The organism is Virgifigura deserti (assembly GCA_003576685.1).
GTDB lineage: Bacteria > Pseudomonadota > Alphaproteobacteria > Dongiales > Dongiaceae > Virgifigura > Virgifigura deserti.
The window spans coordinates 101,210-114,280 of the sequence record QOZR01000001.1 but is presented as its reverse complement, the minus strand read 5'-3'; the positions used below and the strand labels follow the sequence as shown (position 1 = coordinate 114,280).

Annotated in this window: 14 protein-coding genes; 2 read left to right on the top strand and 12 right to left on the bottom strand. The window is 64.9% G+C overall.

The genetic code is table 11. From position 1 onward, the window contains the following. Nucleotides 1-9 precede the first annotated feature (9 nt). The 3 genes from rpmF to DT069_RS00565 all read right to left on the bottom strand — a co-directional run bounded on the left by rpmF (nucleotide 10) and on the right by DT069_RS00565 (nucleotide 1,596). Entirely contained in the window at nucleotides 10-192 is a 183-nt protein-coding gene (gene rpmF / locus DT069_RS00575) for a 50S ribosomal protein L32 (protein WP_119458329.1), read from the bottom strand. 110 nt (nucleotides 193-302) lie between these two features. Next, on the bottom strand, nucleotides 303-857 hold the full coding sequence (locus DT069_RS00570; protein ID WP_119458328.1) for a YceD family protein: 555 nt from the start codon (nucleotides 855-857) through the stop codon (nucleotides 303-305). A gap of 142 nt (nucleotides 858-999) precedes the next feature. Further along, nucleotides 1,000-1,596, bottom strand: a complete 597-nt coding sequence (locus DT069_RS00565; RefSeq protein ID WP_119458327.1) for a ubiquinol-cytochrome C chaperone family protein — start codon at nucleotides 1,594-1,596, stop codon at nucleotides 1,000-1,002. A gap of 158 nt (nucleotides 1,597-1,754) precedes the next feature. Here DT069_RS00565 and DT069_RS00560 point away from each other — a divergent pair, with 158 nt between their 5' ends. Then, nucleotides 1,755-2,186, top strand: coding sequence for an outer membrane protein assembly factor BamE (locus tag DT069_RS00560; protein ID WP_425449901.1), 432 nt, complete (start codon nucleotides 1,755-1,757; stop codon nucleotides 2,184-2,186). Between the two features lie 168 nt (nucleotides 2,187-2,354). On the opposite strand, the gene DT069_RS00555 is transcribed toward DT069_RS00560, so the two are convergent. From DT069_RS00555 to DT069_RS00545, 3 genes are all read right to left on the bottom strand, one after another. Next, nucleotides 2,355-3,932, bottom strand: a complete 1,578-nt coding sequence (locus tag DT069_RS00555; protein ID WP_119458326.1) for an ABC transporter substrate-binding protein — start codon at nucleotides 3,930-3,932, stop codon at nucleotides 2,355-2,357. 129 nt (nucleotides 3,933-4,061) lie between these two features. Beyond that, nucleotides 4,062-4,661 (bottom strand): HD domain-containing protein, encoded by a 600-nt coding sequence (locus DT069_RS00550; RefSeq protein WP_425449900.1) that lies wholly within the window; start codon nucleotides 4,659-4,661, stop codon nucleotides 4,062-4,064. Then, nucleotides 4,658-5,788, bottom strand: a complete 1,131-nt coding sequence (locus DT069_RS00545; RefSeq protein ID WP_162912891.1) for a TauD/TfdA family dioxygenase — start codon at nucleotides 5,786-5,788, stop codon at nucleotides 4,658-4,660. Before DT069_RS00545 ends, DT069_RS00550 begins: the two co-directional genes overlap by 4 nt. A 96-nt stretch (nucleotides 5,789-5,884) precedes the next feature. Between DT069_RS00545 and DT069_RS00540 the strand changes: the two genes are divergently transcribed. Further along, the gene (locus tag DT069_RS00540; protein ID WP_119458324.1) at nucleotides 5,885-6,835 is read left to right on the top strand and encodes a LysR substrate-binding domain-containing protein; all 951 of its coding nucleotides are present in this window, start codon (nucleotides 5,885-5,887) and stop codon (nucleotides 6,833-6,835) included. A 132-nt stretch (nucleotides 6,836-6,967) separates the two neighbouring features. On the opposite strand, the gene DT069_RS00535 is transcribed toward DT069_RS00540, so the two are convergent. The 6 genes from DT069_RS00535 to DT069_RS00510 form a co-directional block, all read right to left on the bottom strand. Then, nucleotides 6,968-9,046, bottom strand: coding sequence for a sodium-translocating pyrophosphatase (locus tag DT069_RS00535; RefSeq protein ID WP_119458323.1), 2,079 nt, complete (start codon nucleotides 9,044-9,046; stop codon nucleotides 6,968-6,970). Nucleotides 9,047-9,215: 169 nt separating this feature from the next. Then, the gene (locus tag DT069_RS00530; RefSeq protein ID WP_119458322.1) at nucleotides 9,216-10,400 is read right to left on the bottom strand and encodes an MFS transporter; all 1,185 of its coding nucleotides are present in this window, start codon (nucleotides 10,398-10,400) and stop codon (nucleotides 9,216-9,218) included. 133 nt (nucleotides 10,401-10,533) lie between these two features. Continuing rightward, on the bottom strand, nucleotides 10,534-10,962 hold the full coding sequence (locus tag DT069_RS00525) for a hypothetical protein (protein ID WP_119458321.1): 429 nt from the start codon (nucleotides 10,960-10,962) through the stop codon (nucleotides 10,534-10,536). Between the two features lie 76 nt (nucleotides 10,963-11,038). Further along, on the bottom strand, nucleotides 11,039-12,034 hold the full coding sequence (thiL, locus tag DT069_RS00520; RefSeq protein ID WP_425449899.1) for a thiamine-phosphate kinase: 996 nt from the start codon (nucleotides 12,032-12,034) through the stop codon (nucleotides 11,039-11,041). Further along, on the bottom strand, nucleotides 12,009-12,530 hold the full coding sequence (gene nusB, locus DT069_RS00515; RefSeq protein WP_119458319.1) for a transcription antitermination factor NusB: 522 nt from the start codon (nucleotides 12,528-12,530) through the stop codon (nucleotides 12,009-12,011). The genes thiL and nusB overlap by 26 nt, the downstream gene beginning before the upstream one ends. Then, a complete protein-coding gene (locus DT069_RS00510; RefSeq protein WP_119458318.1) occupies nucleotides 12,514-13,005 on the bottom strand; it encodes a 6,7-dimethyl-8-ribityllumazine synthase in 492 nt (163 codons plus the stop codon). The genes nusB and DT069_RS00510 overlap by 17 nt, the downstream gene beginning before the upstream one ends. Nucleotides 13,006-13,071 lie beyond the last annotated feature (66 nt).

Here is a 13,071-nt window from a genome sequence, read left to right as displayed (position 1 = left end):
CGCCTCTTGTCAGGCCGCACTGGCTTCTGTTACTTCCCGGCCATCATAATATCCGCAAGCCGCGCAGACATGATGCGGGCGCTTGATCTCGCCGCAGTTGGGGCATTCGGTTCCCGTGGTTGACTGGACGCTGTGATGGGCGCGCCGCATGTTCCGTCGGGATTTCGAAGTCTTCTTCTTTGGAACAGCCATTGTATCGTCTCTCTTAAAAGAATGCCGGAAGGCGCACGATTACTAGCCAAAAACGCCGCCCCGGGCAAGCCACACAAAATAGATCAACCCTCGGGTCGACCCCTGGATCTCTACTGGCCCTTGAGCTTGGCCAAAACCTCGAAGGGACTCGGGCTGCGCCCCTCCTCCCGATCTTCCTCCGGCACTTCCGTCAGCTCCCCCGGCAAAACCGCGTCGGGGCAGCGCGGATACGGGTCCAACGAAACCGCGAGCTGCTGGACCACCGCCTCGCCGATATCGATCTGGCCGCCGACGATCGGTTCCGGCGGCTCTTCATCCGTGGGGACCATCGTCACCGCCGCGCTCTCATCCGGCGCCTCGCCGCCCACACCGAAGAGCAGGTCGAACTCTTCGGCGATTTCGACTGGAACGGGGTTCAGCGTCACGACGCAAGGCTGCGCCAGTGCCGCCTCGTACCGCCCGAAAACGCGAAAGAGCCCCCCTTTCAGCCGCCGCAGCCGGACTGTCGCGGTCAACCGCTCCATCGAGAGCCAGCCGAAGCGATCGACCAAAGCGCCCCGTTCCGACTCCGAGGCGGCGATCTCCTCGACGCGCTCGCTCCCGCCGATTCTGTCCACCGCGACAAGGCGTGAGAATTCCGCCTGCTGATCGTTGTCCATTACCATGATGAAAGCCTCGGGATGGAGGGCCCTTGGAGGCCCAGCCCCGCGCGGCGCGCCACCCTAGAGACGACATGTCCCGCGGTCAATGGCGCCCCTCGCAGAAAGGACGCCTTTTAGGACGACCCTCCAGCCACGCCGAACCGTTCTATCCGAAGTTCCTTAATGTGGCGTTAGGGACAGGAAATTCAATCCTGCCGGCAAGCAGCGCATCGAGCGGTTGCGCCGCCAGGACGGCCACGACCTGACGCATATAGGCGGCCAGATGGGCGGCTTGATCTTCGGACCGGTCGGGTTGCGGCTGAACCGTGCCGTAAACATTGCGCCGCAAGGCTTCGCCCAGTGCCGCATCAGCGCCCTGCCCAGAGTCATCCGCCACCAGCCCGGCCTCATAGGCCGCGATCCGCCCATAGAAGCCGGTCGCCATGTGCTTTACCCGACGTCCGACGCCGAGATCGCCGGCGCCCATCTCCCGCAGGCTGGCATCCATGTCGAGGAACATCGTGTCGAAAACCGTCTGGCTCAGCCTCGCGGTCCGCTCCGGGTCGCGCTTCAACCGGTGCAGGAGCAGAAACGCGTGCAGCGCGATCATCTCGAACCGGCCGTCGACGGTGTCCGGAACGCCATATTCCTGGTAGAAGGCCGGGTGACGGGCCTGCGCGACGATCGCGGCATAGAGCCGATCCGCGGTGTCCTCCGCGGGTCCGGCACGACGGTTGCGGCCAAAGAGGGTCTTTAGGGGCATTGACGTTGTGTCCAGTCCGGATTCCTTGACAGCCTGAGAGGCCGGTGCAATCTTCCGCCACTCAATTGGGCGATTTCCGCAAAATTCGCAAGCGATACTCGCAGCCGATGATTGATAGAAGACGCCGCAAGCCGACTCACGCACGATCCGGACCCAGGATGGCGGTGTTCCTGGCGGGGGCGCTGGCCGTCGGGATGACGGCCTGCTCGCCGCGCATCGACACCCGGGGCAACCTGCCTGATCCGGACATCGTTCGCGAACTGCAGCCGGGCCTCCATGATCGCAACCAGGTGGCCCAGATTCTGGGATCTCCGTCGACAGTCGGCACCTTCGACGACAGCACCTGGTACTACATCAGCAAGCGGACAGAAACCGTCGCCTTCTTCGATCCGGAGATCGTGGATCAGCAGGTCCTCGCAGTCCATTTCGATAATGCCGGCGTGTTGAGCGAGGTGAAGGTCTATGGCTACGATGACGGACGGGAGATCGAACCCGTCGAGCGCGTCACGCCGACCTCCGGGCGGGAAATGACGATCCTGCAGCAGCTCTTCGGCAATATCGGCCGGTTCAACCGCACCGCGGAGGAGTAGCTTTCGCGCGGGGCTATCGCGCGTGCTCCCTCGCACCTCGTCTGCCCACCGGACGACAAAATCTCTTCGTTCAGCTGCACGAATCTCGCCTCACCGTCGCAGGCGGCAACCCACACCCGACTCGTCGCGCCGGGCGTGGATATGCCGAATGATCGCCATACAGGCCGATCAGGTCGTGAAGTAGAACTGCTCCGCCATGCGCATGCCGGTAAAGACCGGCGACCGCGACATGCCCTTGACGTTATTCCGGCTGGCAAAGATGAAATTGTTGAACATCGGAATGATCTCGCCGCCATCCTCCCAGATCATCATCTGGAGGTCGTGATACATCTGCTTGCGCTTGGCGGTGTCAAGCTCGCCACGGGCGGCGATGAGGAGCTTGTCGAAATCCTCCCGCTTCCAGAACGCTTCGTTCCAGGGCGCGTCCGACTGGTAGGCCACGGACAGGATGAGATCCGCGGTCGGACGCCCACTCCAGTAAGAGCCGCAGAAGGGCCGCTTCATCCAAACGTCCGACCAATAGCCGTCCTCCGGCGTGCGCGCGACATTGAGAGTGATGCCGGCCTTGGCCGCGTGCTCCTTGTAGAGAAGCGCCGCATCCACCGCACCGGTGAAGGCCGCATCCGAGATGGACAGCGTGACCGGCCCATCAACTCCGGACCTGGCGAAGTGGTGCCTGGCCTTGTCGGGGTCATAGGCGTGCTGCGGGAGGTCCTCGGCGTAGAACGGGTCGAACGCGGCGACCGGGTGGTCATTGCCGATCTTGCCGTGGCCGCGCAGGATCTTGTCCACGATATCCTGCCGGTCGATCGCATATTTCAGCGCGAGCCGTAGATCCCTGTTGTCGAAGGGTGCCGTGTCGCAGCGCATTGGAAAGGTGTAGTGCCCCGCACTCGGCACGTCGATGATCTCCACTGCAGGGCTGCGCTGCAGCAGTTCCACCGTCTTCGGGTCAACCCGATTGATCACATGCACGGCACCGGTCTGCAACGCGCTCGTCCGCGCCGTCAGATCGTTGATGGCCAGCTGCTCAACCGAATCGACATGCGCCCGGCCCTCCTTCCAGTAGTTCGCATTGCGCCTGGAAAAGATGCGCACTCCGGGCTCGAAGGACTCGATCACGAAGGGGCCGGTGCCGACGCCGGAGGTGGGATCAGAACCCTCCGGCATGATCAGCAGGTGGTAATCGGCCAAGATGTAGGGCATATCCGCGTTGGCCGAACTGAGCGTCACCGTCACCTCGTGGGTATCGGTCGCCTTGATATCCGTAATCGGCTGGAGATAGCCCTGAGCCCCCGACTGCGAGCTCTCGCCGCGGTGGTGATTGATGGAATGGACGACGTCGGCCGCGGTCAGCTCCTTGCCGTTATGGAACTGGACGCCCTTGCGGATCTTGAACACCCACTGCGTCGCGTCCGCGCTTGGCTCCCAGCTCTCGGCGAGCTCGGGCATGATCTTGGCATTCTCGTCAATCTCGACGAGGCAGTTGCCCCATTGGAACGCAACGGTCTGTAGGTAGGTGGCGGTATAGGTTGCAGGATCCAGGCTGTCCGTCGACTCGGCTCCGTCGATGCCGAGCTTAAGGTCACCGCCCTTCTGCGGCGTCTCCTCGGCGAAGACGGCATTGCCGGCCAGCGAAGATGCGAGCGCTGTCGACACGCCGAGGGCCGTGGCGCGGGCCATGAACGCGCGCCGCGTGACACCTGTCTGCGTCGCAAGCCATTGCAGGTGGTCGTGGTCAGACATGCAAGCCTCCCCAGTTTCTGTTCATGGTTTGGTGTTCGATCGCCCAGCGAGGCTAGACTTCAGTCCGAGCTTCCATCGGACGATCTTTGATCCGACGTATAGGAGGCGTTTCGCCGTGCCCTCTGGCTGTCATTCGGCGACCGCCTTGACGTAGCGTGGATCGTGGGCATCTCGGCCGAAGATGCGACGCACCAGCGGCTCGAAATGGCCGAGCGGCTTGGTCGGATAGCCGGGATCGAAGGAGGCCTGGTCCCACCGCTCGCAGAAATCGGCACAGACGGCGAACCAGCGATGGCCCTTGAACCGATCGCGGGCGTTCCGGTCGCCGCCCAGGTGATGGACGTAGTAGTAGGACTGAAAAAGGCTGTGCTGTGCGACGACCCAGGTCACCTCGGGCCGCACATAGGGCCGCAGGATGCCAGCAGCGATCTCGGCGTGGTTATAGGGCGCAAGCTCGTCGCCGACATCGTGGATCAAGGCGGCGACGATCATCTCCTCGTCCGCCCCGTCCGCCTCGGCACGTGTCGCGGTCTGCAGCGAATGCTCCAGCCGGCTCACCCTATAGCCCTCGAGGGAATGATCGAGCCTGTGCAATGTCTCCAGGATGCGGTCCGGCAGACCACGGGCGAAGTCCCGCTCCGAACGGTCGAGCAACAGATAATCCGCCTGGGTGCCGTCCTTCATCTGAAGAAAGCTGACCGTCTTCGCGCTCATATGCTTGTCCTTCATTCCGCTACTCGTCCCAGCGCCAGCTTGCGCCGAAGGACACGATAGAGGCTCCGAGGCCCGTCGATATCGATGTAGCAGCCCTGCAAGTGGCGCGGGCCCTCGCCGGGATCGAAGCGGGTACGGCCATGAAGCAGGCGGCGGTTGTCGAACATCACCAGATCGCCGTCGTCGAGCCGGAACCGAACCTCGAACTCGGCCGACTTCAGCATCCGGTCGAGCAAGCGCCGCGCCCGATAGAAGCCGGACAACTCGTCCGGCGGCAGCAGCGGCACGAAATCGAGGCGCGGGCTGAACCGGATCGCCTGCATCCGGCCAGTTGCATCGAGCTCGATCAACGGCGACCAGTCGACATGCTCGGTCGTCACGCCATCGACATAGCGGAACCGAACCGGCGTTCGTGTCAGGGCCCGAAATGCGTCCGGATCCTCCGCGCGAAGCACTTCCGCGACAGAGAGGCCATCGACCAGGGTGGACAGGCCGCCCGAGGTCTGATTGGTGAGACAATGCAGGAGCTGAATGCCCGGTACAGGCGCGCGGTAAGGGTTGTCGGTATGCGGATCGAGCGCCAGCGCCGTGTAGGCGAGATCCTCGCCGCTGGGCTCGGACCGGACATCGAAGACGGTCCCGAAATTGGTGTCCCGCGGGAAGCCGAAGGTCCGCGCCACCTCCAGAACAGTACCCGGCGCCGTCGGCACTGCCTGCAGAATGATGAAACCGTAACGCAGGAACATGTCGACCATGCCAAGCAGCACGCTTTCGTCAAGCCGTTCGCGCCAGCGGGCTCTGGGCAGTGGCGCGAGATCGCTGCCCCAGCCTTGGCGGGCCGGACAGCCATCATTGCCGGATACCACCTCGGCCAGGATGTCGCTCGCCGAAAAGCTGCTCTGCTCGCCATCGCTGAAGGTTACGCGCCAACACTCCGTTCCATCCTCGACGACCCTTGCGATGGATAGGTCCGGATCCAGGTCCGAGGGATTGTAGAGTCGCTGCTCGGTGCGGCGATCGATGCTGGCTTCGCCCCGGCAGCGCTCCCGTAGCCAAAGCGGGTGAATTGCGAGATAGCGGCCCCCCTCATCAAGAAGCTGCAATTCGGTCGGCCGGCTCGGATTGACGCGAATCCTCGGCAATTTTCCCTCTCCATGATATTCGAAAGTATGCATTCTGCGGCAGATCTCATGCTACGAGTAGCTGAGAAATTGGGCGAACTGATATAGCGACAGGTTATGGCAAAAAGTGATCGGCAGCTGCCGCCGCTGCCCTCTTTGGTCCCGTTCGAGTTTGCCGCCCGGCTGGGCAGCATGTCCGCCGCCGCGCGTGAGCTCGGCATCAGCCAGCCGGCGGTCAGCCGGCATCTCGCTCAGCTCGAAGCAGATCTGGGACAAGCGCTGTTCCAGCGCACCCGGCGCGGCCTGCGCCTGACCGAAGCGGGCCGCACGTACCAGGACGCCGTAGCGCACGGTCTTGACCACATCGCCCAGGCGACGCGCCGGCTACGGCACAGCGACGGCGGACGCACCATCCGCATCACCGCCCATTTCGGCTTCACCCACCAGTGGCTGATTCCTCGGCTGCCGCTTTTGCGCGCAACCGTTCCCGATCTCTTCCTGCGGCTCATCACAGACGATCGTGAGGAAGACCTCGACGTCGCGGGATGCGACATTGCCATCCGGTTCGGCACGGGGGACTGGCCGGACTGCGAGGCGACCAAACTGCTGACCGAGGAGGTATTTCCAATCTGCAGCCCAAGTTATCTGCGGGATCGTCAACGGCTGCAACGGCACGATCTGACCCCGTTCGACTTGCTGGAAGAGGGCCTGCTGCATATGGACGAGGTGAGCGACCGCTGGTTCACCTGGTCTAGCTGGTTCGCGGCGCAGGGGGTGACGGCCGAGCTCGAACGCCCTCGGCTGTTCTACGCCATCTATCCGCTGCTGCTACAGGCGACCTTGGCCGGAGAAGGCATCGCGTTGGGCTGGCGCGGCCTGACAGACGAGTTGATCGCCCAGAACCGCCTGGTCCAGTTGCTTCCAGCGGTCCGCCGCTCCGACCGCGGCTATTTCCTTTGCCGGCCGAAGCATTCATCGGGAACGCGCACCAAGGAGCGCCTCATTCGGCGCGTGTCCGACTGGATCATTTCTGCGGCGGGCGAGCCCCCCGGCACCGCGAACTCGTGAGACCTGTCCGGTCCGAAACCATCAACAGGCCCGATACAAGTAACGGTCGACGAACCAGGGCTCGTCGACCGTTAGTCTCCACATTCTAGGATCGCTCCGCCGGAGCTTCTCCGTTCTAGAGCCGCAAGCGACTCAGTGGGCCAGGATCGCCAGCAACAGGATGGCGACGATGTTGGTGATCTTGATCATCGGATTCACCGCCGGACCGGCCGTATCCTTGTAGGGATCGCCGACCGTATCGCCGGTCACCGCCGCCTTGTGAGCGTCGGAGCCCTTGCCGCCGTAGTTGCCGTCCTCGATGTACTTCTTGGCATTGTCCCAGGCGCCGCCGCCGGAGGTCATCTGGATGGCGACGAACAGTCCGGTCACGATCGTGCCGAGCAGCATCGCCCCCAGCGCCGTGAAGGCCTGCGCTTGGCCGGCGACGGTTGCGATGACGACATAGAGGATGATCGGCGCCAGCACCGGCAGCAGCGACGGCACGATCATCTCCTTGATCGCCGCCTTGGTCAGCAGATCGACCGCGCGGCCATAATCGGGCTTCGCCTTGCCCTCCATGATGCCGGCGATCTCCTTGAACTGGCGACGAACCTCGATCACCACCGCGCCGGCGGCCCGACCGACGGCCATCATGCCGAGCGCCCCGAACAGGAACGGCAGCGCGCCGCCGATGAACAGGCCGATCACGACATAGGGGTCCTGAAGGGCGAAGTTCACCGTGAGTTCGGGGAAGTAGTGGCGCAGATCCTCGGTGTAGGCGGCGAACAGCACCAGCGCCGCGAGACCGGCCGAGCCGATGGCGTAGCCCTTCGTCACCGCCTTGGTCGTGTTGCCGACCGCGTCGAGCGCGTCGGTCGTCTTCCGAACGTCGCTCGGCAGGTCGGCCATCTCGGCGATACCGCCGGCGTTGTCGGTCACTGGACCATAGGCGTCGAGAGCGACGACCATGCCGGCGAGCGCCAGCATCGTCGTGGCCGCGATGCCGATACCGAACAGGCCGGCGAAGGAGTGGGCGACGATGATGCCGGCGCAGATCACGAGCACCGGCAGGGCCGTGGCTTCCATGGAGACCGCCAGCCCCTGGATGATGTTGGTCGCGTGGCCCGTGGTCGAGGCCTTCGCGACGCTCCGCACTGGACGGTAGACCGTTGAGGTGTAGTACTCCGTGATCCAGACGAGCAATCCGGTGACGGCGAGCCCGACCAGCGTGCAGAAGAAGATCGACGCTCCGGTGAAGCTGCGCTCACCGATTGAGAACTCGGTGCCGAAGCCGAGCATCCCGGCGGTGACCAGCGCAATCAGAACGGCGGAAATGACGCCGGTGGCGATGAGGCCTTTATAGAGCGCGCCCATGATGTTGTTGCTGGAACCCAGCCGCACGAAGAACGTGCCGACCACCGACCCGACGATGCAGACGGCGCCGATCACCAGTGGGAACAGCATCATCGTTTCCTGCACCGCCCCGGTGAAGAAGATCTGCGCCAGCAGCATCGTCGCGACGACGGTGACGGCATAGGTCTCGAACAGGTCGGCGGCCATGCCGGCGCAGTCGCCGACATTGTCGCCGACATTGTCGGCGATGACGGCTGGGTTGCGCGGATCATCCTCGGGAATTCCCGCCTCGATCTTGCCGACGAGGTCGGCGCCGACATCCGCACCCTTGGTGAAGATGCCGCCGCCGAGTCGGGCGAAGATCGAAATCAGCGATGCGCCGAAGCTCAGGGCGACCAGCGCCTCGAGAACCGAGCGCAGGTCGAGGCCGAGGCCGCGCAGCGCGAAGTAATAGCCGGCGACGCCCAGCAGGCCCAGGCCGACCACCAGCATCCCGGTGATGGCGCCGGCCTTGAAGGCGATATCGAGGGCCGGCGACAGGCCGCGCCGCGCCGCCTCCGCGGTGCGGAGATTGGCTCGCACCGAGACGTTCATCCCGATGTAGCCGGCGACGCCCGAGAGCACCGCACCGATGGCGAAGCCGACCGCCACGTAGAGGCCGAGCGTCAGCCACAGGATCACGCCGATCACGATGCCGACGAGCGCGATCGTCGTATATTGCCGGTTCAGGTAAGCACGGGCGCCGACCTGCACCGCGCCGGCGATCTCGCGCATGCGATCGGTGCCGGTCGCCGCCGCCAATACGGCGCGGCCCGCATAGATCCCGTAAAGCAGCGCGAGCACGCCGCAGCCGAGAACGAGCCAATAAGTTCCAGTCATCAGTCTTGACCTTCCATCCCCAAAATAACGAGATTGCGCCACGGCCGAGGGCCGGGCGATCCGCCTTTAAGCGGCGCACAAAAGCGCCCGGGACCATACGAGAATCGCATCGCCGGCGCAACTCTGCTGCGCGGCCCTCAACCGATTCGTTAAGTTGCTTTTACCATCGTCAGGCGGTCGCCAGCGCCCGCCGCCGACGCAGCCAAAGGATCGCGAGAAACACCAGTGTCGCCGGCGCGATGATGGCATAGTTGACGGCTTCCCAGCCGAACTGGTTCTGCAGCGCACCGGAGGAAAAGGAGGAGGCCGCGACCGAGCCAAAGACCAGGAAATCGTTCAGCGCCTGGACCTTGGCGCGCTCGGCGGGCTGGTAGGACTCGGTCAGCAGCGTGGTCGAGCCGATATAGAGAAAGTTCCAGCCGAGGCCGAGCAGAACGAGAGCAACCCAGAACTGGAGGACGTCGGTGCCGCTGAGGTTGACCATGACGCAGCCGGCAAGCAGCGCCACCCCGGTCAGCATGATGTTCATCACCCCGAAGCGGGCGATCAGGTGGCCGGTGAAAAAGGACGGCGCGAACATGCCGAGCACGTGCCATTGGATCACGAAGGCGGCATCGCGGAAGCTGTGCGCGCAGGCCACCATCGCGAGCGGCGTCGCGGTCATCACCAGCGACATCATGCCATAGCCGACCATCCCGCCCAACGCCGCGACGAGGAAGACCGGTTGGCGCGCGATCTCGCCCAGCGGCCGGCCGGACTGACGGCGCTCCTCGGCCGTCAGGCGCGGAATGTCGACGATCTGCAGCAGCAGTGCCGCCACCAGCCACAGCACCGCGATTACGAGGAAACAGCCGGCGAAGATCACCGGCTCGAACAGATCGCGCGACCACTTCGCCAGCTCCGGCCCGCTGACCGCGGCGACGACGCCGCCGGCCATCACGAACGAGATCGCCCGGCTGCGGAAGCGCTCGTCGGCCGCATCGGCGGCGGCGAACCGATAGAACAGGGCGAAGCCCATCGCGACTCCGACGAGCGCGTTGCCGACGCAGAAGCCGGCGAAACTGTTCTGAAACACGGCCATGGTGCAGATGCCGGCGCCGATCGCGCCGATCAGCGCGCCCACGGTGAACCCCGCGCGTCGGCCGATCTGCTTCATCAGCAGTGATGCCGGAATCGTCGTCAGCATGGTCGCGGTGAACTGCAGGCCAAGCGGCAGAGTCGCCAGGCTCTTCTCGGCGGCCAGCATCTGGCCGACCAGCGCCGAGACGGTCATTATCAGCGACGATCCCGTCATGGCCAGCGCTTGGCAGGCCGCGAGGATCAGGACGTTGCGACGATTTGCTGAAGCTTCCATGCGGCCGGAGGATGAGCGGAAACTGCGGCGGAGGCAAGCGGCGGTAGCAGCTCAAACTTCGACGAGCTCACCATGAGGCTCTTTCCCCATCATGAGCTCGTCGAAGGGTGAGGAAGCATCTGAACCACGGAGTTCAACGTGCTCGCCGCTCGCCCAGCGCCTTGATCAGCACGTCCGTCACTTGGCTGCGGCCGAGCACCCGGTTCGCCACGTCCACGAGACGGTATTTCATCAGATCGAGATCGCTGCCGCGCTCCTGCATGAAGCGGCGCGGCAGCAGCGCGTGAAGCTCGATCAGGAACGCGTTCGCTAGATGCGGCACCGCCCTCTCGACACTCACCCTGTCCTCGGGCCTGCCGAGTTCGAGCGTGATCTGCAGGGCGACGGTGCGGCTGATCCGATCGTCGTTGCGGATGACGGGAATGCTCATCAGCGGCAGCGTCACGAAGGCGGGCGGCGGCGTTTCGCCGGCTGCGGACGGCCGATGCGAAAACCACCAGCCGCCAGCGCCCGCGCCGGCCAGCAACAGCAGAACGGCGGTGAGGACCGCGAGCTTCTTCATCGGCGAGGACGAGTCCAGATGTCGCCTCTCCGACCTTCGGCGGTCGACGTGAAGATCGGGTTAAGACCAGCGATCCTCAGAAGTGCCTGTAACCACCTGATTCCAATGAAATTGCCTGACCGCTTTCATCCTCGACGCGAACCGCGGACCCGTCCGTGATACGACCGATTACCGTCAATGGCACGCCCAGCCGCTCGCCCAGCGCGCCCGTCTCCGCAGCGCGATCGGCGGGAACGGCCACCAGCAACTCGTAATCGTCGCCGCCGGTCACGACCGTGCGGCGGAGAGCCGGGTCCATGTCGAGCGCCGCCCGCGCCGCCTCGGAGAGCGGAATGCGCGCAGCTTCCAGCACGGCGCCGCAATGCGAGGTTTCGCAGATATGGCCGAGATCGCCGACAAGCCCGTCGGAGACATCGAGCACGGCGGTCGCCAGCCCCTTCTTGGACAACGCCTCCCCGAGCGCCAGTCTCGGTTGCGGAAGATGGTAGCGATCGCCCAGGAACGCCCGGTGACGAGCCGCCAGATCCGGCAGCCCGCCGCGCAGCACCTTCAGGCCGAGCGCGGCATCGCCGACCGTGCCGGAAACCATCAGGCAATCGCCGGCACGCGCCCCGCTCCGCAGCAAAGCCCGCCCCGCTCCAACCTGACCCAGCGCCGTCAGAGACAGCGTGAGAGGGCCGGGGGTGGCGGTGACATCGCCGCCCATCAGGGCGACCGAGAACTCCATCTGGTCGGCGGCGAGGCCGCGCGAGAAGGATTCGACCCAAGGCTCGGCGATCGCATCGGAAAATGCGATCGTCAGGAAATAGGCCAGCGGTCGCGCGCCCATCGCCGCGAGATCGGACAGGTTGACCCGCAGCATCTTGCGGGCAACCAGGTCGGCGGAGTCTGTGTCGAGGAAATGCACGCCGGCAATCAACGCATCGGCGGTCACCACGAGGCGATGGCCGGGATCGATGTCGATCAGCGCGGCATCGTCGGTCAGCCCGAGCGCCCCCGGCCGTCCCGCCGCGAGCGGCCGGAAATACCGGGCGATGAGGTCGAACTCACCCGGCAGTCGCCGATGGGTCACGCTTTGGTCCCTCGAACTCATCGGGCCGGAGCGTCCGGGCCAGCCGGTCGAGGACGCCGTTTACCAGGCCCGTTTCCTTGCCGCTGAAGAACGCGTCGGCGATATCGACATATTCGTTGAGAATGACGCGCGGCGGCACGTCGCGGCGGCTCGACAGCTCGTAGGCGCCGGCGCGGAGAATGGCCCGCAACACGGTTTCCAGCCGATCGACAGACCATTCCGCGCTCAGCGCCGTGCCGAGCACCCGGTCCAGCTCGGCGCGGTCGGCCGTGACGTTGCGGACCAGATCGCCGAACAAATCCCGATCGGCCTCGCCATAGTCGGCACCGTCGATCTCATGCCCCAGACGATGCTGGCCGAACTCGCGGACGACGGCATCGGCGCTGCCGTCGCTCAGCTCCAGCTGATAGAGCGCCTGAACGGCCGCCAGCCTTGCCGCGGTGCGGCGGGAGGGCGCACCGCCGGAACGGGGCTTATGATCAGGCCTGTGTGCCATTCCGCTCACGCTCCGAACCCGCAGCCGAATTGAACCGACGCCGCAGCGCGATCATCGCCAGGCAGGCCTGCGCCGCGTCGCCGCCCTTGTTCTTGCGATCCACCTTCGCCCTGGCCCATGCCTGGTCCGCGTTCTCGACGGTCAGGATGCCATAGCCGATCGCCAGCCCGTGACGGCAGGCAAGGTCCTGCAGCCCGCGGGCGCTTTCCTGGCAGACATAGTCGTAATGGGTGGTCTCGCCGCGGATCACGCATCCCAGCGCAACGAAGCCGTCATAGCGGCGACCGGATGCAACGTCCATCGATCGCGCGGCCATGCCGATCGCCGCGGGAATCTCGAAGGCGCCCGGCACCTGGATGCGCTCATAGGTCGCCGACGCCCGGTCCAGGGCCTCAACGGTCCCGCGGACCAGCTCGTCGGCGATGTCGGCGTAGAATCGTGCTTCCACGATCAGGATATGCGGGCTTTCGGTCATAGGTTCCATTCATTGAGACTCGGCCATATCTCGCCGCCCCACCTTTCGACAGGCTCAAGGTGAGGA

Excerpts from the sequence above, each read along its gene's own strand:
- rpmF (WP_119458329.1), bottom strand. The coding sequence starts at position 192 with ATGGCTGTTCCAAAGAAGAAGACTTCGAAATCCCGACGGAACATGCGG.
- DT069_RS00570 (WP_119458328.1), bottom strand. The coding sequence starts at position 857 with ATGGTAATGGACAACGATCAGCAGGCGGAATTCTCACGCCTTGTCGCG.
- DT069_RS00565 (WP_119458327.1), bottom strand. The coding sequence starts at position 1,596 with ATGCCCCTAAAGACCCTCTTTGGCCGCAACCGTCGTGCCGGACCCGCG.
- DT069_RS00560 (WP_425449901.1), top strand. The coding sequence starts at position 1,755 with ATGGCGGTGTTCCTGGCGGGGGCGCTGGCCGTCGGGATGACGGCCTGC.
- DT069_RS00555 (WP_119458326.1), bottom strand. The coding sequence starts at position 3,932 with ATGTCTGACCACGACCACCTGCAATGGCTTGCGACGCAGACAGGTGTC.
- DT069_RS00550 (WP_425449900.1), bottom strand. The coding sequence starts at position 4,661 with ATGAAGGACAAGCATATGAGCGCGAAGACGGTCAGCTTTCTTCAGATG.
- DT069_RS00540 (WP_119458324.1), top strand. The coding sequence starts at position 5,885 with ATGGCAAAAAGTGATCGGCAGCTGCCGCCGCTGCCCTCTTTGGTCCCG.
- DT069_RS00535 (WP_119458323.1), bottom strand. The coding sequence starts at position 9,046 with ATGACTGGAACTTATTGGCTCGTTCTCGGCTGCGGCGTGCTCGCGCTG.
- DT069_RS00530 (WP_119458322.1), bottom strand. The coding sequence starts at position 10,400 with ATGGAAGCTTCAGCAAATCGTCGCAACGTCCTGATCCTCGCGGCCTGC.
- DT069_RS00525 (WP_119458321.1), bottom strand. The coding sequence starts at position 10,962 with ATGAAGAAGCTCGCGGTCCTCACCGCCGTTCTGCTGTTGCTGGCCGGC.
- nusB (WP_119458319.1), bottom strand. The coding sequence starts at position 12,530 with ATGGCACACAGGCCTGATCATAAGCCCCGTTCCGGCGGTGCGCCCTCC.
- DT069_RS00510 (WP_119458318.1), bottom strand. The coding sequence starts at position 13,005 with ATGACCGAAAGCCCGCATATCCTGATCGTGGAAGCACGATTCTACGCC.